The sequence below is a fragment of the Tsuneonella amylolytica genome (genome assembly GCF_003626915.1).
Lineage (GTDB): Bacteria > Pseudomonadota > Alphaproteobacteria > Sphingomonadales > Sphingomonadaceae > Tsuneonella > Tsuneonella amylolytica.
On record NZ_CP032570.1, the window covers coordinates 880,700 to 901,424 of the forward strand.

Consider the following 20,725-nt stretch of genomic DNA (forward strand, 5'->3'; position numbering starts at 1 on the left):
GCGATGATCGTACCCACCGCCCGCACCGCTCTCGTCGCCGCGCTCGCCGCGCCGGTGGCGCTGCTCGTGGCGGCAGCCGCACCGGGCGCATGGGTGGTCGTGCCGGCGGTCGCCGCGCTCATGCTGGGAATCGTGTTCCTGGACACCGCGCTGGCGGGCCGGCTGGCGGACTGGAAAGTCGTCGCGCCGCCCGACTGCGAAGTCGGCGAGCGAACGACCGTCGGCATCCTCGCCGACTTCGACAACCGCCGCCGGGGCGGCACGGTGGAAGCTGCGCTGGGGTTCGACGCGCGTCTGGGACAAGGCGGGCGCGCGGCAATCGATCTGAGCCCGCACGAAGGTGCCTGGCAGGGGACGGTCGATTTGGCGCCAGAGCGGCGCGGGACCGCGACGCTCGATCGATTGTGGCTGCGCTGGACGGGGCCGCTCGGCTTCGGTGCGCGTCAGGTCGAACTGCCGCTCGGCCAGGCGATCCGCATCTGGCCCGACCTGTCGCCGGTACGCAGTCCGGCGCTCCAGCACTTCATGCGCGATGCCGCCTTCGGAGTGACCGCGCGGCGCATCCGGGGCGAAGGGACGCAATTCGAATCGCTGGCCGAATACGAGCCGGGGATGGACCGCCGCCGGATCGACTGGAAGACGAGCGGCCGCCACACCCGCCTCCTCGCGCGCGAGAACGAGGCGGAGCGCAACAACCAGATCGTCTTCGCGTTCGATTGCGGACAGGCGATGTGCGAGCCGGTGGACGGGCTGCCGCGCATCGACCGGGCGGTCAGCGCCGCACTCACTGCGGCATGGGTCGCGATCAAGGGCGGCGACCGGGTCGGCCTCTTCGGTTTCGCCCGGCGGCCCGAGGTGATGACCCCGTTCTACAGCGAGACGCGCGCGTTCCACCGCCTGCACTCGGCGGCCGCGGCGCTGGATTATCATGCCGAAGAGCCGAACTTCACGCTCGCCCTCGCGACGCTGGGCGCGCGGCTGAAGCGGCGCAGCATGGTCGTGCTGTTTTCCGACTTCACCGATCCCACCGGCGCGGAACTGATGGTCGAGAGCCTCGGCCGGCTGACCGACCGGCACCTGGTGCTGTTCGTCACCATCGCTGACAGCGAGCTCGAGGGATTGCAGGCGGCCGAACCCGACACACTCGACGCGGTTGCCACGGCGATTGCCGCCGGCACCCTGTCGCGCCAGCGCGAGATCGTGCTCCTGCGCCTGCGCCAGCTTGGCATCGACGTGATCGAGGCGCCGTGGGACGCGATCGGGTACCGCCTGATCGACCGTTATCTCGACGCCAAGCGCCGCGGAGCGATCGGATGAGCGCCGCGCTCGCCGATCCCGTAGCCGCCATCGAACGCGTCGTCCTGCGCTCCGACCGCTTCCGGCTCGCGCGGGAGGGGGACTGGCAGCGGCTCGATGTCATCGTGACCGCGATGGAGAAAGGCCGGCTGAATCGTCTGTCCGACGAGGACGTGCTCGCGCTGCCGGCGCTGTATCGCACCGCCGCGAGCAGCCTCGCCGTCGCGCGCGAGACCTCGCTCGATGCCGCGACACTCGCCTACCTCGACGGCCTCGTCCAGCGCGCGTGGTTCCAGGTCTACGGCCCGCGGCAGGGTTTCGCGGGCTGGCTGCGCGGGTTTCTCGGCGGGGGCCTGTCGGCCGCCGTCCGGGCGATCTGGCTCGACATCTGCATCGCGCTGGCAGTGATGGTCGCGGGGGCGGTGACCGGCTGGCTCCTCGTCGCGGGGGACGAGGACTGGTACTGGAGCCTGGTGCCCAGTCAGTTCGCCGACACGCGGGTGCCGGGGGCGAGCCGCGAAGTACTGCTGAAGGCCCTCGGCACCGCGGACTCCGCCGCCGGGCTGAGCGGGTTTGCCGCCTTCCTGTTCCAGAACAACGCGGGCGTCGCCATCGTCGCCTTCGCGCTGGGGTTCGCTTTCGGAATCCCTACGCTGCTGCTTCTGCTCAAGGAAATGGCGACACTGGGCGCGATGGTCTGGCTATTCTCGACGCGCGGGCTGGCACTCGATTTCGCAGCCTGGCTGTCGGTGCACGGGACGACCGAGCTGTTCGCGATCCTGCTCGCCGGGGCGGCCGGGCTGCACGTCGGGCGCGCGATGGCGTTTCCCGGCGACCGCTCGATCCTCGCTGCCACCGCGGCGGCGGGACGGCGGTCGGCCACGGTGATGGCAGGGGTGGTGCTGATGCTGGTCGTGGCCGCCTTTCTCGAGGCGTTTCCCCGCCAGCTCGTCGGCGACACGGGCGAGCGGCTGGTCATCGGCGGGGCGATGCTGGCGGGCTGGCTCGCCTATTTCTTCGCCTTCCGCCGCGCTTCTCCCGAGGCCGCGGCATGACCGCTACAGTCGCCGCATTCGCCGCCAAGCGCCGCCGCACGGTCCTCACCGCCGAGGGGTTGGCGATGCCCGTCACCCTCGCCACCCGCGCCTCGCGCTTTGCCGCGCTGCTGCTCGACTTCGCGATCCTGCTCACGGTCACGATCGCGGTTACCTACGCTCTTTACCGGATCGGCGGCGGTATTCGCGGCGAGGCGGCGAAGGGCGGCGCGGGCGAATTCCTCGGGATCGTGCAGGCCTTGTTCTGGTTCCTCGCGTGGAACGGCTACTTCATCGCCTTCGAACTGGGTCCGCGCGGGGCGACCCCAGGGAAGCGGGCGCTCGGCATCCGGGTCGCCGCGCGGCCATTGGGCGAAGGGGGAAAGCGGCTGACGGCGGAGGCGGTGATCGCGCGCAACCTGCTGCGCGACATCGAGCTTTTCATGCCGCTGATCTTCCTCCTCGTCGCTCCGAGCGGAGAGGCGGGATCGGCCGGCGTCGCAGGTATGGTGTGGTTCCTCGTCTTCGCGCTGTTTCCCTTCTTCAACCGCGACGCCCTGCGCGCAGGCGACATCGTGGCAGGCACATGGGTGGTCGAGACGCCGCGCTCGAAACTGCCCGATACCCTCTCGACCGAAGGTGCCGCGACGGGCCCGAGCACCGTCACCGGCGCCTCCTACCGCTTCGGCGAGGCGGAGCTGGCGATCTACGGCGAGCACGAATTGCAGACCCTCGAACGCGTATTGCGCGAGGACCGGGAGGAGGCGATCGTCGCGGTGCACGAGGCGATCTGCCGCAAGATCGGCTGGACCCCCGGTGCCGGCGACGAGCGGGCTTTCCTGGAAGCGTACTACGCCCAGCTTCGTGCGCGGCTGGAGGGCGGAATGCGGTTCGGCAAGCGCAAGAAGGACAAGTACGAATGACCCGCCCCGCCCGGCCAAACAGAATTACTCGTCGGCGAAGATCGCGACTTCGCTGAGGCCGTCCGACGTCGCGCGTCCGCGGTACATGCCGGGCGTGTTCATCGAGAACACCGGCTTGCCATCGGGCCCCGCGACGATGACCCCGCCGTCGCCGCCCATCTCGCCCACCTCGGCGATCACGCCGTCGACGATGCCCTGCAGAACCTCGGTCGTCAGCGGGACCGTTTCGGTCTTGCCGTCGACGGTCAGCTTGCGCGCCGCGCGGACCCGTTCGCAGATCGTGTGGGCGACCGCGGCGCGGATGAAAAACTCGCCCGATCCCGTGGCGCTGACCGCGCAGGCGGCATCGTCGGCATAGGTGCCCGCGCCGATCACCGGCGAATCGCCGATCCGGCCCCAGCGCTTGCCCGTCATCCCGCCGGTCGAGGTGCCCGCGGCGAGGTGCCCGTCGGCATCGCGCGCGACCGCGCCGACGGTGCCGAACTTGAACTCCACGTCGAGCGCGGAGAGGTTCTTCGCCTTCAGTTCTTCCAGCTGGCGGCGGCGATGGTCGGTCGCGAAGTATGCGGGCGCCACGATCGCAAGGTCATGCTCGCCAGCGAACTGTTCGGCCCCCTTGCCCGACAGCATCACGTGCCGCCCGTCGTCCATCACGGCCTTCGCCAGCAGAATCGGGTTGCGCACCGTGTGGACCCCCGCGACCGCGCCCGCGCGGCGTCCGTTGCCGTCCATGATCGAGGCGTCGAGTTCGTTGATGCCGTCCCAGGTGAAGACCGCGCCCTTGCCCGCGTTGAACTTGGGATCGTCCTCCAGCCGGGTGATCGCCGCGGTCACCGCATCGACCGCACTGCCGCCGCCCGCCAGCACCGCGCGGCCCGCGTCGAGCGCGGCCTGCAGCGCGGTGCGATAGTCGGCCTGCTGTTCGGGCGTCATCCGGCTGCGTTCGAGCGTGCCAGCCCCGCCGTGGATGGCGAAGGACCAGCCGGGCGCCGGAGCGGCGGCGGGCGCCGCATCCTGTGCCGGAGCGGCGGTGGTCATGGCGATGGCGAGGCCGGCAGCGGCGAGGAGGCGCAGGAGCATGACGCCATGCGTATCGCGCTCAGAACGCGAAGTCGACCGTCGCGCCGCCGCCCCCGGAGGCGACCCACGGCACGACCGCCATGCGCCGGTCGGCGAGCGGACGGGTGAGGAGCAGGCCCGCCGCCGTCCCGATGGCCGCGCCCGCGGCGACATCGTGCCAGTAATGCTTGTCGGCCTTGACCCGGGCGACACCGACGAATGTCGCGATCGCGAAGGCCGGTATTCCCTCGCCCGCCCCGCGCCGCTCGTAGATGGAGGCCGCCGCGGCGAACGAGGCAGCGGTATGGCCCGAAGGGAAGCTGCGGTTGTCGCTGCCGTCGGGCCGGGTCTCGGGGAAAATCTCCTTGAGGCCGGTCGTGACCGCATATGACGCGCCCACGGACATGCCGGCCTGGAGCGCGCCGCGGCCGTCGCCGCTCACCGCCGGAACACCGACCGACCATATGCCGAGCGCCGCGGCGCCGACGTCGCTCGCGACGTCCCAGTCCTTGGTGGAAGCGGCTGCGGGAGAGGCGGCGACAATGGCGGCGGCAGAGGCGGCGAGGATGGCGGTGCGCATGCCGCTTTCTAGGATATGTCGCCGGCGCTGGAAATCGAAATGCGGCTGGACGAGAGACGGCGATGCCCGTGCGGGGACCGAATGGGGAATACGCGCCGTCTTCCCTGCCGCGACGACAGCGAATAGAGGCGCCGGGTGAGCATTCTCCTGCGCCCCGCGACTCCCGACGATGTAACCGAACTTGTCGGCGTCGGCCGGCAGACCTTCATCGACGCCTTCGCGCACCTCTATTCCGAAAGCGACCTTGCGGCGTTTCTCGACAACTGGCGCTCGCCCGAACGGATCGCGGCGAACATCGCCGCTCCCGATACGCGGGTGACCGTGGCGACCGGTGCGGACGGGGCGATCGTCGCCTATTGTACGACCGTGTTCGGCAAGGGGTTCGACGAACGGCCCGAGCCCCGCCCCGAGCATCCCGCCTTTCTCAGCCAGCTCTACTGCCTCGGCTCCGAAACCGGGCGCGGCACCGGCGCGGCGCTGATCGAGGACTGCCTTGCCGAAGCGCGCCATCGCGGCTGCGACGCGGTGCAGCTGTCGGTGTGGGCCGAAAACTACGGCGCGCAGCGGTTCTACGCCCGCTATGGCTTCGCCAAGGTCGCCGACATCGACTTCTGGGTCGGCGACCACCGCGACGACGAATTCCTGCTGGAATTGCCGCTTACCGCAGCCTGAGCGCGCGTTTCGACGAGCGGCCGATGCCGGGCGACCGGGGCGGACCGCATGCGCTTGCCGCATGGCGTGAAACGGCGCACATCGCCCGCACATTCCCGGGAGGAAACCGATGCACAAGACCATCGCCGCACTGTTGCTCGCCGCCGCGCCGCTCGCCTTCGCGCCCCTCGCTGCCAGAGATGCCGCACAGGACTCCACCGCTACCGCATCCGCAGGCGCCCCCGCCCAGCCCGCCTGGGTCGCGCGCAGCAACGCCTACACCCAGCAGGTGATCGACCTGCAGGCCCGGTTCTTCCCCGAAGGTGCCTCGTCAAGCGGGTACGAGCAGTACGACGGCCTCGTCCGCGACCTCGGGCCCGGGATCAACGACCGCTACGCCGCCGCGATCGAGGCGAAACTCGCCGAGCTGCGCGCCGCACTGGCGAGCGAGAGCGATCCCAACGTGAAGCAGGACCTGGAAATCCTGATCGGCTCGCTCGACCGCGACCTGCGCGGGGTGCGGCTGGGCCAGAAGCTGACGATCGACTGGTACAATACGCCGCAAAGCATCTACGGCGGCATCCAGTCGCTGCTCGACGATCAGACCGCGCCCGCGCGGCGCGGCAAGGCGCTCGAACTGCTGCAGCGCTACACCGGCACATATCCCGGCACCACGCCGCTTACCGACCTGGCGAAGGCGCGCTTTGCCGAAAGCGTCGGCGACGGCCGGATCGGCCCGTTCCGCACCGAGGTGAGCGAGGCGGTCGCCAAGTACCCGACTTTCGCCCGGGGCATCCGCGACCTGTTCGCGAAGTACGACATCGAGGGCCCCGCCGCCGCCAGGGCACTGGCCGCGATGGACCGGCAGTTCGCCGATTACGGCAGGTGGACCACCACCACCGTCTTGCCGGTCGCGCGCACCGAGGCGAAGCTGCCGCCCGAACTCTATGCCCTCAATCTCGAATACGTCGGCATCGACATGGCCCCGCTCGACGCGGCGAGCCAGGCGCGGCGCGGCTTCTACGAGATCCGCTCGCAGATGAAGGCGCTCGCGCCCGAGGTGGCGGCGAAGCTCGGCATGGCGCCCACGACCGACTATGTCGCGGTGATCGCCGAACTCAAGAAGCAGACGATCCCAAACGACAAAATTGAGGCGTTCTACCGCGACATCAACCGCCAGCTGGAAGACAAGGCGCGCGCCGCCGGCGTGGTCGACATCCCCGATTACGAATTGCAGATGCGGCTCGCCAGCCCGGCCGAATCGGCTGCCCAGCCGGCGCCGCACATGCTGCCCCCGCGGCTCGTCGGCAACACCGGCGAGCGCGGCACGTTCGTGCTGACGACCGGCGACCCCAGCGCGGGCGCGGATGCGGCCGCTTACGACGACTTCAACCACCCCGCCGCCGCCTGGACGCTGAGCGCGCACGAGGCGCGGCCCGGGCACGAGCTGCAGTTCGCCGCACTGGTCGAACAGGGCGTCAGCCTGGCGAGGCTGCTCTACGCCTTCAACAGCGTGAACGTGGAAGGCTGGGCTCTTTATGCCGAGGCCGAGATGCTGCCGCTGGAGCCGCCCGAAGGGCAAATGATCGCGCTGCAGTTCCAAATGCTGCGGGCCGCGCGCGCGTTTCTCGATCCGATGCTCAACCTGGGTCTCATCGACCGCGCCGAGGGCGAGCGCATACTGCGCCAGGAGGCCGGGTTCTCCGCGCCGATGACCAAGCAGGAACTCGACCGCTACACCTTCCGCAGCCCCGGGCAGGCGGGGGCGTACTACTACGGCTATCGCAAGCTCATCGACCTGAGGATGGAAACCGAGATCGCGCTGGGCGACAGGTTCGACCAGAAGGCGTTCAACGACTTCCTGCTGAGCCAGGGGATCATCCCGCTCGAACTGATCGCCAGGGCGGTGCGCGAGGAGTTCATCCCCGCGCAGCGCGCGCGGTAAGGGTGGGTTAGAGCCATCTCCAGCGGCGAAACAGCAACAGTGTCAGCAGACCGATGCCGAGACACAGGCCGCTCACGAACCAGAAGCCGAACGGATGGCCGGCAATATCGGCCCATGGCATACCGCCGACGTTGATTCCAAATAAACCGACCAGGAAGGACAGCGGCAGAAAGACGGTCGCGACCAGGGTGAGGCGGCGGTTGGTCTTTTCCGCCAGCGCCAGCGAGCGACTGCGCAATTCGTCCATCAGCACGACTGCGCTTTCCTTGCTGACGTCGATGTCGTCGAGAAATCGGCGCAGGAGCGCGATGGTTTCGCCGATCTCCCGCCGGTCGTGTCCTTCGAACCAGCCGGGCGCATCGCGGCTGATGGCTTCCAGTGCGACGTGCTGCGGCCCCATGTGACGCTGCAGCGCGAGACAGTTACGGCGAATGACAGCGATCTCGGCGAGCAGCGGTTCGCTGTCTTCCCGTTCGAAATCGAGATCTTCCATGCGATTGATCTCGTCGTTCATGTCGACGATCGCGGCATTCATGCGTTCGACGAGGTGTTCGGTCAGCTGCGTCACGAGCGCGCCCGCATCGACCGGACCCTTGCCCGCGTCGATTTCCCTCAGGGTATCGCGCGGGGTCTGCAGCGGCAGGCGGCGCAGGGTGACGAGCCGCGCGCCGTCGCTCCACAATTGCATCGAGACCATGTCCTCGGGCTCGGCCCCGGGATTGAAGTTGATGCCCCGCAGCGTCGCCACGAGGTTCTCGCCGTCGCGAAAGGCGCGCGGGCGGGTCGCCTCGCCGGTCAGCAGCTCGGCGGTCGATTCGGGAATTCCGAACTCGCTCTCGAGCCATTCCTGCACGCCGTCGGCGGTGCGGCACACGTGAAGCCACAGCACCTCGCCCGGGTGGGCCGGCTGCCAGCCCTGCGCCTGTTCCCAGCCGATCGGCCGCCCGCCGCCGCGCCCGTCGAGCACGCGCCCGAACAGCAGCGGCCCGCCTGCGGAAACGTCGTCGGTGGGGTCGCGCGTGATGGTCATCGCCGCCCTTTGCCGTATCGCGCGGGCGCTGTCATTGCCCCTTCATCGCGCACGGACTATATCGCAGGTCATGTCCTCGATACGCCCGTGGCGCGACATCGCCCGCCGCCAGTCCCGCCAGATCATGGTCGGCTCCGTTCCAGTCGGCGGCGACGCGCCGATCAGCGTGCAGACGATGACCAACACCCCGACGGAAGACGTCGGCGCGACGATCGATCAGATCCGCCGCTGCGAGGATGCCGGGGCGGACATCATTCGCGTGAGCTGCCCCACCGCAGAGAGCACCGCGCGCTTCGACGAGATCACCCGCGCCGCGAAAGTGCCGATCGTCGCCGACATCCATTTCCACTATAAGCGCGCGCTCGAGGCGGCCGACAAGGGCGCTGCGTGCCTGCGCATCAACCCCGGAAACATCGGCTCGAGCGAGCGGGTGGCCGAGGTCGTCCGCGCCGCCAAGGCCAACGGCTGCGCCATCCGCATCGGCGTCAACGCCGGCAGCCTGGAAAAGGATTTGCTGGAAAAATACGGCGAGCCATGCCCCGAGGCTCTGGTCGAAAGCGCGCTCGATCATATCAAGCTTCTGCAGGACCACGATTTCCACGAGTTCAAGGTGGCGGTGAAGGCGAGCGACGTGTTCCTCGCGGTCGCGGCCTACATGCAGCTGGCCGAGACGGTCGACTGCCCGCTGCACCTCGGCATCACCGAGGCAGGCGGCCTGATCGGCGGCACGGTGAAATCCTCGATCGGCATCGGCAATCTGCTGTGGGCGGGCATCGGTGACACGATCCGCGTCTCGCTGAGCGCCGAGCCCGAGCAGGAGGTCAAGGTCGGCTTCGAGATCCTGAAGGCGCTCGGCCTGCGCACCCGCGGGGTCCGCATCGTGTCGTGCCCCAGTTGCAGTAGGCAGGGCTTCGACGTGATCCGCACGGTCGAGGCGCTGGAGAAGCGGCTCGAACACATCAAGACGCCGATGAGCCTCTCGGTCCTCGGCTGCGTAGTCAACGGCCCCGGCGAGGCGCGCGAAACCGACATCGGCCTCACCGGCGGCGGCGCTGGCAAGCACATGGTGTACCTGTCGGGCGTGACCGACCACCACGTGCAGTCCGCCGACATGCTCGACCACATCGTCGGCCTGGTCGAGGCGAAGGCCGCCGAGATCGAGGCCGGCATGAGCGATGCCGGCGACGCGGACGAAGTGGCCGTAGCCGCCGAATGATCGGCGCGTTCTTTCGCCGCATCTGGGAAACCCTACGCGACGGCGTGCGCCTGTGGTGGCTCGCGCCGCTCATCCCGCTGATCTCCGCAGTCCCGGAATTCGCGCAGCACGTCGCCGAGGTGAACCTCGGCATGTTCGCGAGCAAGGAGGCTTTTCGCGAACTGGCTAACGACCCCGCGCGCTGGAGCTACGGCTATTTCAAGATCGCAGGGCTGGTGCTGGCGATGTTCGCCGCGGCCCGGTTCTGGGCGGTCGGCAAGCGCTGGTGGGACCCTAGGACCATTGCCTGGCGCCCGTTCCTGATCGGCCTGGCGCTCAATGTGCTGGTCACCGTGGCCCTCCTTCCGCTGGAAGGCACGTTCGACGGCGTCGCATTCCAGATCGTCACCGTCGTTCTTACGGTCGCGACCCTGCCGTTGTTCGTGCTGATGTTCGGCGGCCTGTTCGGCGACCGCGAGGCGACGCTGGCCCGGGCCTATCGCTCCGGATGGTCGCGGGCGATCATGATCGGCATCCTGTTCTTCGGAGTGATGCTTGGCCTGCAGCCGCTCCACCAGTTCAATCATACGCTCGCGATTGGCGAGTCGGCGGTCATCGTGTGGGGGCTGATGATCTGGGATTCGATACTCGTAGGCACGATGGCCGCTCTCGCCGGGACGGCGTTCCACCACGGCTACGAACCGCTGCGCCGCGACGCAGGCGATCCCGCATCGGCGGCAGCCTGATGCGCATCGCCGTACCCCTGCTGCTCGCGCTATCGGCGCTGCCGATCGCCGGCTGCGCGACGGCCGGTACCGCACCAGCGACGGCGCGGCCCGACGCGAAGTTGTTCGATCCCGCCGCCGATGCCGGGGCGCAGGTCGCCGCCGCGCGCGAGCGGTCGACCGTATCGGGCAAGCCCCTGCTGCTGGTCCTCGGCGCGAACTGGTGCCACGACAGCACCGCGCTCGCCGGCTGGCTCGAGACGCCGCGATTCCGCCAGCTGGTCGCCGACGGGTTCGAGCTCGTGTTCGTCGACGTCGGCAGCCCGCAGACCGGCGAAGCGCGCAACCAGAATATCGCGCGACGGTTCGGGATCGACCGGATGAAGTCCACTCCCGCGCTCGTGGTGGTCTCGCCGCAAGGTCAGGTGCTCAACGCACGAACCGCCACGACCTGGGGCAACGCCGCCAGCCGCAGTGAGGATGCGATCTACCGCGAAATCGCGTCCTACGCGCCGCGTTCACGCGCCGGATAGGGGCGGGCGTGCTAAGGTGAAGCCATGAAGCGGCGCGACATCCTCAAGGGCACCCTGGCCGCCGGCGCCGCGCTGGCCGCGCCGGGCCATGCGCAGGTCCCCGGCCACGTCGGCCGCCCCGGCCCGGTCCCGGCGATGCCCAACCCGCTCGGCAAGCGCGACCGGCGGCTGTTCGCCATCGCGCACGAGCAGTTGCAAAAGCACACCGCCCCCTTGTGGGAACGCGACATGGTCGGCGTGCTCGATTTCGGTCTGCGTTCGAGCGAGCCGCGGTATCACTTCTGCAATTTCGAAACCGGCACCGTCGACAGCTACCGCGTGGCGCATGGGCAGGGTTCGGATCCCGAGCACGACGGGTGGCTCAACTGGTTCTCCAACGTCCCCGAATCGTGGTGCACCAGCAAGGGCGCCTACATGACGTTCGGCTGGTACACCGGGCGCTACGGCACCTCGATCCGGCTGGAGGGGCTTGATCCGACCAACTCGAACGCGCTCGACCGGGCGATCGTGATGCACCGGGCCGACTACTGCGAGCCCGAGCACCTCGCCCGCTGGGGCCGGCTGGGCCGCTCCAACGGCTGCTTCGCGATGAGCGACGCGGATTTCAAACTCGCGCTGCTGCGCATGGCGGGCGGCCGCCTGATCTATGCCGAGAAGCTGGGCATCGGCGCGGACGGCGAAACGGTGAGCGAAACGCCGAAGGACTTGCGGCTACTGCTACCCGAAGGCCAGCCGCAGCCCGCCCCGAACCCGGGCGTCTACTAGCCGGCAATACGGTCCGGCGTCCTCCGGCCGAAACCGGAGAGACGCCGGCTATCCCCCTTACGTCGTCTGCAGATCGTCCACGATCTCGACCGCTTCTTCGCTCGTCTTGCGGGCGCGGTCGGCCTGGCGGGGCTTGTCGAAGCTGGCGAGGACCGGCGCGTCGCGGCCGTAGATGTCGTTGAACTGGCGCAGCTTGCCGTCGATGTCGCGGCCCATCGTGAAATACGTGATGTAGACCGGCATCGATTTCTGGATCGGCACGCGGGTGTACTTGCCGCTGGTGCTGATCGCGACCGCCTCGTCGGCGGCGGCTTTCCGGGTTTCGGGCGTGTCGGCGAGGTTGCCGAGGATCGCCATCGTGATCGCCAGTTCCTGCGCGCGCTCCACGCGGACGCAGCCGTGGCTGAGGGCGCGAGCCTCTGCATTGAAAAGGCCGCGGCTCGGCGTGTCGTGGAGGAAGATCGCGTGCGGATTGGGCATGTCGAGCTTCATCAGGCCGAGCGAGTTGTTCGCGCCCGGCTGCTGCACGACGGTGACGAAGCCGCTGTCCTTGTCCTTCCAGCCCTTGTAGCCGGCGGCCTTGGCCCAACCGGGGTTGCCCAGGACTTTCGCACCCAGGCCTTCGCCCTTCACGATCGACTGCGGCACGGTCCAGGTCGGATTGAAGACCACGCCCTCGACCTCTTCGGCCAGCTGCGGGGTCGCGGTGCGGCCCGGCTTGCCGACGATGGTCTTGTAGGTGCTGATGATCTTGTCGTTCACCGTCAGGCGGAGCTGATACTCCGGCACGTTGGTGATGAGGTACTGGCGGCCGAGGTCCTTCGCCAGCCAGCGCCAGCGGTCCATGTTGGCACGGATGAGCTTGCGGGTGGCGGGCGACGTCGTTTTGGCGAGTTCGGCCTTCAGCACCGCGTAGTCGGGGTGATCGGGGGCGAGCGCCATGAGGCTGGCGGCGACCGAATGCCTAGCCAGCGCCTCGGCCATGATGTCGCCGGTGCGGTAGCGGTCGGGATCGGGGTCGACGACGAACCACTGCTTGCGGTCGTCCATCGGGGTGCGCCCGTCGCGCATGTCCTCGACCAGCCAGGCGAAGCTGCGGCTGGCGGCCTGATTCAGCGCGTCGCCCGGCCCCGCGGCGATGGCGGCGTCGAGTTCCGCCGGCTTGTAGTCCTTGGGATCGAGGCCTTCCGCGCCGATGGAGGCGATGACGCCGGCCAGCGCCTTGGCATCGGCCAGCGACCACACCTGCACCGCGGGCGCGATCGGCTGGACCATCGGGGTCGCCTCGGCGCGCTTGGCCATCGCGTCGATCGAGGCGGCGACATTGTCCTGCGCGTGTGGCGGGGCCGTGGCCGGTTTCGGGGTCGGCTTCGATTCGGCCGGCAGCAAGCTCTGCGGCGCGGCAAATGCCATGCCGGGGATCGCCGTCAGCGCCGCGGCGCCCATCAACCCGCCAGCCAGCAACGCGCGCCTGTAACCCGTCTTCACCACATCGACCCCTTCGGTAATTTCAATCGTCCGGTCGGCGCGATCATAGCGCCGACACCCCCCGCCCTTCAACGGGTGCGGCTGAAGCTCGGCTGAATCCGCCTTGACCGGTGGCCCGAATGCCACGAACCGAGCCGCCCATGCCGCGCGCCGATCACCCGCACCTGCCCGTCTTCGCGGCGATCCTGGCCATCGGCCTGCTGAGCTGGATGGACGCGTGGATGAAGGGCGCGGCGCTGGCGATTGGAGCGTTCAGCACCGTTCTCGTCCGCGCGCCGATCAGTCTTGCGCTCGTCGCCCCGGTATGGGCGGCGCGGGGCGGGCGGTGGCCATCGCCGGCGGTGCTGCGGCTGCACGTGGCGCGCGGGCTGACCATCGCGGTGATGGGTTTCCTGTTCTTCTATTCGCTCACCGTCCTCCCGCTGGCGCAAGCGATCGCGATCAGCTTCGTCGCGCCGCTCATAGCACTGTTCCTTGCCGGGCTGCTGCTGGGCGAGCGGATCGGACGCGGGGCCATCGCCGGCTCCTTGCTCGGGTTCGCGGGGGTGCTGGTGATCGTGGGCGGCAAGCTCGTGCGCGAGATGCTGACCCCGGGCGCGGGCCTCGGCATCGCGGCGGTGCTGGCGAGCGCGGTGTTCTACGCGGTCAATCTCGTCCTCGCGCGCAAGCAGGCGCAGGTGGCCGGGCCGCTGGAGGTCGCCCTGTTCCAGAACCTCGTCTGCCTCCTCGCCTATGCCGCCTTCGCCCCGTGGTTCCTCGAATTGCCGGAGACCGCGGCGACATGGCGCGACATCGGGATTTCGGCGGCGCTCTCGGTCGCGGGCGCGATGCTGTTCGCATGGGCCTATGCCCGTGCCGAAACCCAACGACTGGCCCCCGTCGAATACTCGGGCTTCGTCTGGGCGGCGCTGTTCGGCTGGCTTCATTTCGGGGAGGCGGTGACCGGCGCGACGGTCGCGGGCGCGGTGCTGATCGTGGCAGGATGCTGGATCGCGACCCGCGGCGCCCCGCCCCCGCCCGAACAGACCATCGCCTGAGCGCCAGACCCGGCTAGGGGTAGCCCAAGCAATCCTCGCCCGCCCCGCCCTTGACCTGACGCGCCCCGGCGAGCAGGAGCGCGAGCAAATTCCCGCTCACGAACCCCAAGGAAACAGGCAGGCATGACCCAGGTCGGCAAGGACACGCTCGGAACCCGCAGCACGATGACGGTGGGGGGCAAGGACTACGCCTACTACTCGCTCAAAAAGGCTGCCGAGACCATCGGCGACGTTTCGCGCCTGCCGTTCAGCATGAAGGTGCTGCTGGAGAACCTGCTTCGCTTCGAGGACGACGGCTTCACCGTTTCGACCGACCACATCCGGGCCATCGCCAACTGGCAGAACGATCCCAAAACCGGAATCGAGATCCAGTACCGCCCGGCCCGTGTGCTGCTGCAGGATTTCACCGGCGTGCCCTGCGTGGTCGATCTTGCCGCCATGCGCGACGCCATCGCGAAGCTCGGCGGCGACACCGCCAAGATCAACCCGCTGGTCCCCGTCCATCTCGTCATCGACCACTCGGTCATGGTCGACGAGTTCGGCCACCCCAAGGCGTTCGAGAAGAACGTCGACCTGGAATACGCGCGCAACGCCGAACGCTACGACTTCCTCAAGTGGGGCTCCAAGAGCCTCGACAACTTCAGCGCGGTGCCGCCGGGCACCGGCATCTGCCATCAGGTGAACCTCGAACACATCGCCCAGTGCGTGTGGACGGGCGTCGACGACAGCAGCACCGCGGTCGCCTATCCCGATACGTGCGTCGGCACCGACAGCCACACGACGATGGTCAACGGCCTCGGCGTTCTGGGCTGGGGCGTCGGGGGGATCGAGGCGGAGGCGGCCATGCTCGGCCAGCCGGTCTCGATGCTGATCCCCGAAGTCGTGGGCTTCAAGATGACCGGCAAGCTCGCCGAAGGCGTCACCGCGACCGACCTCGTGCTCACTGCCACCCAGATGCTGCGCGCCCGCGGCGTCGTCGGCCGCTTCGTCGAATACTTCGGCGACGGGCTTGCCGCACTCAGCCTCGCCGACCGCGCGACGCTGGCCAACATGGCGCCCGAATACGGCGCGACCTGCGGCTTCTTCGGCATCGACGACAAGACGCTCGAATACCTCAAGCTCACCGGACGCGCGGAAGACCAGATCGCGCTGGTGGAGGCCTACGCCAAGGAACAGGGTCTGTGGATCGACCCGGCGAGCGAGCCGGTATTCACCGACACGCTGGAACTCGACCTGTCGACCGTCGTCCCCAGCCTCGCCGGGCCCAAGCGCCCGCAGGACAAGGTCGTGCTCCCCGAGGTGGACGACCTGTTCAACGGACAGCTGAAAGAGGTCTACAAGAAGGACGCGCCCGCGCGCGTCGATGTGGACGGCAAGGGCCACGACATCGGCGACGGCGACGTGGTGATCGCCGCGATCACCAGCTGCACCAACACCAGCAACCCCGACGTGCTGATCGCCGCCGGTCTCGTCGCCAAGAAGGCGAACGAGCGCGGCATGAAGCCCAAGCCGTGGGTCAAGACCAGCCTCGCACCCGGATCGCAGGTGGTCACCGACTACCTCGAGAAGGCGGGCCTGCAGGACCATCTCGACGCCATCGGCTTCGACCTCGTCGGGTACGGCTGCACGACCTGCATCGGCAACTCCGGCCCGCTGGCCGAGCCGATTTCCAAGGCCATCAACGGTAACGATATCGTCGCCGCCAGCGTCCTGTCGGGCAATCGCAACTTCGAAGGCCGCGTGTCCCCCGACGTGCGCGCGAACTTCCTCGCCAGCCCGCCGCTGGTCGTCGCCTACGCGCTGAAGGGCACCGTGACCGAGGACATGGTCGAAACCCCCATCGGCCAGGACAAGGACGGCGCCGATGTCTTCCTGAAGGACCTGTGGCCGACCAACGACGAGGTCGCTTCGGTCCGCAGCGGCGCGATCGACCGCTCGATGTTCGAAGCGCGGTATGCCGACGTCTACAAGGGCGACAAGCACTGGCAGGCGATCGACGTCACCGGCTCGGACACCTATTCGTGGCGTGCGGGCAGCACCTACGTCGCCAACCCGCCCTATTTCGAGGGCATGGAGATGACCCCGGCGCCGGTCACCGACATCGTCGATGCCAAGCCGCTGGCGATCCTGGGCGATTCGGTCACGACCGACCACATCAGCCCGGCCGGTGCGATCAAGGCCGACAGCCCGGCCGGCACCTACCTGCAGGAACATCAGGTCGCCAAGGCCGACTTCAATTCCTACGGCAGCCGCCGCGGGAACCACGAAGTCATGATGCGCGGGACGTTCGCCAATATCCGCATCAGGAACGAGATGGTCCCCGGCGTCGAAGGCGGCATGACCACCTATGGCGGCGAGACGATGCCGATCTACGACGCCGCGATGAAGCACAAGGCCGACGGAACCCCGCTGGTCGTGATCGCCGGCAAGGAATACGGCACGGGCTCCAGCCGCGACTGGGCGGCCAAGGGCACCAACCTGCTCGGCGTGCGGGCGGTGATCGTCGAGAGCTTCGAGCGCATCCACCGCTCGAACCTCGTCGGGATGGGCGTGCTGCCGCTGCAGTTCAAGGACGGCGAGACGCGCGAGACGCTCGGCCTCGGCAGCGACGACAGCTTCACCATCCACGGCCTTGCCGACATCAAGCCGGGTCAGGACATGGAGGTCGAGGTGACGAAGGCCGACGGCACGAAGTCCACCTTCACCGGCAAGTGCCGGATCGATACCGCCAACGAGCTGGAGTACTACTTCAACGGCGGCATCCTGCAGTACGTGCTGCGCAAGCTGGCGGCATGAGCGCGGGCGCGCTCCGCATCGCGCTGGCGGCCGGGCTCGGCCTTGCCGCCGCCGCCTGCGGGGCGCAGCCGGATGCCGCTCCGGGCGTCGGGAACTCCGCGGAAGCCGGCACGAGCCGGGCCGCGCCGGGCATCGCCACGATCGATGCGGGCGAGCTCGCCGGTCTGGTGACGCGGGGCGAGGCAGTGTTGGTCGATGTCCGCACGCCGGAAGAATTCGCGGACGGCCATATCGCCGGCGCGGTAAACCGGCCGCTCGATACCTTTGATCCAAGCGCGGTGCCGCGCGAGGCGGGCAAGCGGACGGTGCTCTATTGCCGTTCGGGCCGTCGCTCGCTGGAAGCCGCCGAACGGCTCGTCGCCGCCGGGGGCAGCGCCACTCATCTGGGAGGCGGCATCCTCGCATGGGAGAAAGCGGGCCAGCCGGTCACGCCGGGGCGCTGACAGCTGCCAAAGCCTGCGAAAAAGGGGCGGCTCCCTCGCGGGGGCCGCCCCTTTCGCTTGGCGTCCTGCTTCGAGGTTCAGTCCGCCGGCTTGGCCTTTTTCTTGCGGCGCACCAGAACCGCCGCAGCGGCCGCGCCGAACAGGATCGTCATCGGCGGCGCGGGCACCGGGTGACCGCTGGTGCCCGAGGTCGAGCTGCTGGTGCTCGACGATCCGCTGGTCGAGGTCGAGGTCGACGACGAAGTGGACGAACTCGTGCTAGAGGACGTGCTGCTGCTCGTCGACGACGAGGTCGAGGTGCTGCTGGTGATGTTGCCCGATGTCGATGTGCTGGTCGAAACGCTGCCCGACTGTTCCTGCTGCTGCGACTGGGACTGATTGTTGTTGTTGGTATTGGCGTTGGAATTGTTTGCGCTGTTGTTGGCCGAATTGTTCGCGCTGTTGTTTGCGGAATTGTTGGCGCTGTTGTTGGCCGAATTATTCGCCGAATTGTCGTTGTTGTTGTTGTTGACGATATTGACCGTCGTTCCCTGCCCTTGGTCTTGGCCCTGACCCTGGCTACCGCTGGTCGTCGTGGTCGAACTGACCACGACGCTGCCGCTCGATCCGCCGCCACCCACGAAGCCGCCGAAGAACCCTCCGCCGAAGCCGCCGCCGAAACCTCCGCTGCCGCCGACGACGGTCACGCCGCCGCCGCCGCCTGACACCGGAACCGCCGCCGGAAGCGGAACGGGTGCGAGGGCGACCTGATAGGCCACGCCGCACCCGGCCCCGTAGCCGTAACCGTAACCGCCGCCGCCATAGGCGTAGCCGCTGCCCGCTCCATACGCGCCACCAGCGCCGTTCGCGCCGTAGCCGCCCATCGTTCCGTATGCGCCCGAGCCGCCATGGCCGGCGCCCCCGCCGTGCCCGCCACCGTACGCCGGTCCCGCGACATAGCCGCCGCTCGACGCGCCGTAGGAGCCCAGCGGGGCGGAGCCTGCAGGCACGCATTCGACCTCGCGCCGCACGATCCGCCGCTTGCGCTGGACGGTCTTGGGCACGTGCCGCTTCGCGACGTGGCGCTTGGCCACCGTGCGGACGGGCTGGCTCTTCACCGACCGCACCTGCTTGGTCTGCTTGACCGAGGTGGTGTTGGCCGCCTGCGTCTCGGCGACGTGCAGCGCACCGCCCGCGAGCAGGGCGGTGCCGGCTGCAGTGGCGGACAGTTTCGCAAGGGCCATCTTGACCGACATGGGCTGTTCTCTCGTTTCCTCTTGGGGTGTCCCGCCGGCGGCTCCGGCTGGATAGGCCCCTGTCGCATCAGGAAACGGCAGACAGTGCTTATGGACAATTGAATTAACTACGATGATTGGCGGCGATGGTCGTTTTTCCGAGCCCTCTGACCCCATCGGAGCCGGTCTGTCCCATTCCGGCACCGCTTGGCTAACCCCGCTTAACCCTCGCGCCCTGCCGAAAGGTTAGGGCGGGGTTAGCCGGCGAATCACTCCCCGCCCGGATCGAACAGCCCGACCTGCGATCCCGACGGCGGCGGGAGACCGATATGCGCCCAGCCCGCGTCGTTGAGGCAGCGCCCCCGCGCTGTGCGCGCGACGAGGCCGAGCTGGATGAGGTAGGGCTCGATAACTTCCTCGATCGTGTCGCGCGGTTCGCTGAGGCCGGCGGCGAGCGTTTCCACCCCCACCGGCCCGCCCTTGTACGGGTCGGCGATCATGCGGAGATAGCGCCGGTCCATCGCGTCGAGGCCGAGCCGGTCGATCTCGAGCCGGGTCAGCGCGGCATCGGCGATCGCGGCGGTCACCGCCCCGTCGCCCGCGACATGGGCGAAGTCGCGCACGCGGCGCAGCAACCGGCCCGCCACGCGCGGGGTGCCACGGCTGCGGCGGGCGATCTCGCGCGCCCCGCCGGGTCCGAGCGGAAGGCCCAGGAGCCCCGCCCCGCGGGTCACCACGCGCTCCAGTTCCTCGACCGTGTAGAAGCTGAGCCGGACCGGGATGCCGAACCGGTCGCGCAAGGGCGTCGTCAACAGCCCCTGCCGCGTTGTCGCGCCGATCAGCGTGAACGCCGGCAGGTCGATCCGCACGCTGCGCGCCGAGGGTCCTTCGCCGATAATGAGGTCGAGCGCGCGGTCCTCCATCGCCGGATAGAGGACTTCCTCGACCACGGGATTGAGCCGGTGGATCTCGTCGATGAAGAGGACGTCGTTCGCTTCGAGGTTAGTGAGCAGCGCAGCCAGATCACCCGCTTTCGCGATCACCGGGCCGCTGGTGGCGCGGAAACCCACGCCGAGTTCCTTCGCGACGATCTGCGCCAGCGTGGTCTTGCCGAGGCCGGGCGGCCCGAAGAACAGGACGTGGTCCATCGCCTCGCCCCGCGCCTTCGCGGCATCGACGAACACCCGCAGGTTCTCCCGCGCTGCCTCCTGCCCGACAAATTCGCCGAGCGATTTCGGACGCAGCGCCGCGTCCGGGTCCTCCGGCTGGCGCTGGGGGGAAAGGATCGGGTCGCCGCTCACCCGGCCGCCCTCTTCAGTGCCACGCGGATGAGGTCGCTCTCGGCCGCGCCTTCGCCCAGTTCGTCGATCGCGCGGGCGACCGCGGCGGCGGCGACGGGGGGTTTGAAGCCGAGGTTCTGGAGCGCGCTGGCGGCATCGGCGCTTGCCCCGCCCTTCGGCAGCGGTATTGCCGCCCCGCCACCAGAAGGCAACGCTCCCGCCTTGTCCTTCAGTTCATTCACGATCCGGCTCGCCAGCTTCGGCCCGACGCCGTTCGCGCGGGCGACGCTGGCGGCGTCCTGGGCGGCGCAGGCGCGCTGGAGTTCTTCGATGCTGAGCGCCGAGAGGATCGCCAGCGCCACCTTGCTGCCCACCCCCTGCACCTGGGTGAGCAGGCGGAACCAGTCGCGTTCCCCCGCGGCGGCAAAGCCGAGCAGGCGCATGTCATTCTCGCTCACCTGCAGGTCGGTGAACACCGTGCACGCCTCGCCCGTCTCGCCCAGCGCGGCGAGCGTCTTGGACGAACAGTGGACGAGATAGCCCACGCCCGCGACGTCGATCACCGCCCAGTCGCTACCAGTTTCGTCGAGCAGGCCCTTGAGCTTGGCAATCATGAGTCTCTTTCCGCGCTACCGCCTTCGCTACTTGAGCGCGTTTTGTTCCTGCCCCAGCCGGCCGCGCTTGGGAAGGGCCGCTTTGCGATCGTCCGCGAGCCCGTTCGCCGGCGGCAT

Annotated in this window: 19 protein-coding genes; 12 read left to right on the plus strand and 7 right to left on the minus strand. The window is 68.8% G+C overall.

The genetic code is table 11. The features are described 5' to 3' along the window. Positions 1–3 precede the first annotated feature (3 nt). Genes D4766_RS04470 through D4766_RS04480 form a run of 3 tightly spaced genes read left to right on the plus strand, consistent with a single transcriptional unit; the run spans position 4 to position 3,253 of the window. The gene (locus tag D4766_RS04470) at positions 4–1,317 is read left to right on the plus strand and encodes a DUF58 domain-containing protein (RefSeq protein ID WP_120716360.1); all 1,314 of its coding nucleotides are present in this window, start codon (positions 4–6) and stop codon (positions 1,315–1,317) included. Then, complete coding sequence (locus D4766_RS04475; protein ID WP_120716361.1) at positions 1,314–2,351, plus strand: stage II sporulation protein M; 1,038 nt, start codon at positions 1,314–1,316, stop codon at positions 2,349–2,351. The genes D4766_RS04470 and D4766_RS04475 overlap by 4 nt, the downstream gene beginning before the upstream one ends. Then, positions 2,348–3,253: an RDD family protein gene (locus tag D4766_RS04480; protein ID WP_120716362.1), complete on the plus strand. Its 906-nt coding sequence runs from the start codon at positions 2,348–2,350 to the stop codon at positions 3,251–3,253. Before D4766_RS04475 ends, D4766_RS04480 begins: the two co-directional genes overlap by 4 nt. A gap of 24 nt (positions 3,254–3,277) precedes the next feature. Here the strand turns inward: D4766_RS04480 and D4766_RS04485 are convergent, their stop codons facing one another. Both D4766_RS04485 and D4766_RS04490 read right to left on the minus strand, forming a co-directional pair. Further along, positions 3,278–4,333 (minus strand): isoaspartyl peptidase/L-asparaginase family protein, encoded by a 1,056-nt coding sequence (locus tag D4766_RS04485; protein ID WP_194955793.1) that lies wholly within the window; start codon positions 4,331–4,333, stop codon positions 3,278–3,280. Between the two features lie 19 nt (positions 4,334–4,352). Continuing rightward, the gene (locus D4766_RS04490; protein ID WP_120716363.1) at positions 4,353–4,892 is read right to left on the minus strand and encodes a phosphatase PAP2 family protein; all 540 of its coding nucleotides are present in this window, start codon (positions 4,890–4,892) and stop codon (positions 4,353–4,355) included. Positions 4,893–5,027: 135 nt separating this feature from the next. On the opposite strand from D4766_RS04490, the gene D4766_RS04495 reads away from it, so the two are divergent. Together D4766_RS04495 and D4766_RS04500 are read left to right on the plus strand one after the other, a co-directional pair. Beyond that, on the plus strand, positions 5,028–5,564 hold the full coding sequence (locus D4766_RS04495; RefSeq protein ID WP_234024891.1) for a GNAT family N-acetyltransferase: 537 nt from the start codon (positions 5,028–5,030) through the stop codon (positions 5,562–5,564). Between the two features lie 109 nt (positions 5,565–5,673). Continuing rightward, on the plus strand, positions 5,674–7,488 hold the full coding sequence (locus D4766_RS04500; protein ID WP_120716364.1) for a DUF885 domain-containing protein: 1,815 nt from the start codon (positions 5,674–5,676) through the stop codon (positions 7,486–7,488). Positions 7,489–7,495: 7 nt separating this feature from the next. On the opposite strand, the gene D4766_RS04505 is transcribed toward D4766_RS04500, so the two are convergent. Then, positions 7,496–8,518, minus strand: a complete 1,023-nt coding sequence (locus D4766_RS04505; protein ID WP_120716365.1) for a CorA family divalent cation transporter — start codon at positions 8,516–8,518, stop codon at positions 7,496–7,498. 70 nt (positions 8,519–8,588) lie between these two features. Between D4766_RS04505 and ispG the strand changes: the two genes are divergently transcribed. Genes ispG through D4766_RS04525 form a run of 4 tightly spaced genes read left to right on the plus strand, consistent with a single transcriptional unit; the run spans position 8,589 to position 11,736 of the window. Continuing rightward, positions 8,589–9,734, plus strand: coding sequence for a flavodoxin-dependent (E)-4-hydroxy-3-methylbut-2-enyl-diphosphate synthase (gene ispG / locus D4766_RS04510; protein ID WP_120716366.1), 1,146 nt, complete (start codon positions 8,589–8,591; stop codon positions 9,732–9,734). After that, positions 9,731–10,459, plus strand: a complete 729-nt coding sequence (locus D4766_RS04515) for a hypothetical protein (protein ID WP_120716367.1) — start codon at positions 9,731–9,733, stop codon at positions 10,457–10,459. Before ispG ends, D4766_RS04515 begins: the two co-directional genes overlap by 4 nt. After that, complete coding sequence (locus D4766_RS04520; RefSeq protein ID WP_234024892.1) at positions 10,459–10,971, plus strand: thioredoxin family protein; 513 nt, start codon at positions 10,459–10,461, stop codon at positions 10,969–10,971. Before D4766_RS04515 ends, D4766_RS04520 begins: the two co-directional genes overlap by 1 nt. 24 nt (positions 10,972–10,995) lie before the next feature. Further along, positions 10,996–11,736 (plus strand): murein L,D-transpeptidase catalytic domain-containing protein, encoded by a 741-nt coding sequence (locus tag D4766_RS04525; protein WP_120716368.1) that lies wholly within the window; start codon positions 10,996–10,998, stop codon positions 11,734–11,736. 57 nt (positions 11,737–11,793) lie between these two features. Here D4766_RS04525 and D4766_RS04530 read toward each other — a convergent pair whose 3' ends face one another. After that, positions 11,794–13,224, minus strand: a complete 1,431-nt coding sequence (locus D4766_RS04530; RefSeq protein ID WP_407701502.1) for a L,D-transpeptidase family protein — start codon at positions 13,222–13,224, stop codon at positions 11,794–11,796. A gap of 140 nt (positions 13,225–13,364) precedes the next feature. Between D4766_RS04530 and D4766_RS04535 the strand changes: the two genes are divergently transcribed. The 3 genes from D4766_RS04535 (at position 13,365) to D4766_RS04545 (ending at position 17,500) form a co-directional block, all read left to right on the plus strand. Beyond that, positions 13,365–14,261 (plus strand): DMT family transporter, encoded by an 897-nt coding sequence (locus D4766_RS04535; protein WP_120716370.1) that lies wholly within the window; start codon positions 13,365–13,367, stop codon positions 14,259–14,261. Between the two features lie 123 nt (positions 14,262–14,384). Further along, a complete protein-coding gene (gene acnA / locus D4766_RS04540; protein ID WP_120716371.1) occupies positions 14,385–17,057 on the plus strand; it encodes an aconitate hydratase AcnA in 2,673 nt (890 codons plus the stop codon). Then, complete coding sequence (locus D4766_RS04545) at positions 17,054–17,500, plus strand: rhodanese-like domain-containing protein (RefSeq protein ID WP_120716372.1); 447 nt, start codon at positions 17,054–17,056, stop codon at positions 17,498–17,500. The genes acnA and D4766_RS04545 overlap by 4 nt, the downstream gene beginning before the upstream one ends. Positions 17,501–17,577: 77 nt before the next feature. On the opposite strand, the gene D4766_RS13725 is transcribed toward D4766_RS04545, so the two are convergent. From D4766_RS13725 to ruvA, 3 genes are all read right to left on the minus strand, one after another. After that, positions 17,578–18,735, minus strand: coding sequence for a hypothetical protein (locus D4766_RS13725; RefSeq protein WP_162935651.1), 1,158 nt, complete (start codon positions 18,733–18,735; stop codon positions 17,578–17,580). A 248-nt stretch (positions 18,736–18,983) separates the two neighbouring features. Then, the gene (ruvB, locus tag D4766_RS04565) at positions 18,984–20,015 is read right to left on the minus strand and encodes a Holliday junction branch migration DNA helicase RuvB (RefSeq protein WP_120716376.1); all 1,032 of its coding nucleotides are present in this window, start codon (positions 20,013–20,015) and stop codon (positions 18,984–18,986) included. Continuing rightward, a complete protein-coding gene (gene ruvA, locus D4766_RS04570) occupies positions 20,012–20,608 on the minus strand; it encodes a Holliday junction branch migration protein RuvA (protein ID WP_120716377.1) in 597 nt (198 codons plus the stop codon). Before ruvA ends, ruvB begins: the two co-directional genes overlap by 4 nt. Positions 20,609–20,725: the final 117 nt, after the last annotated feature.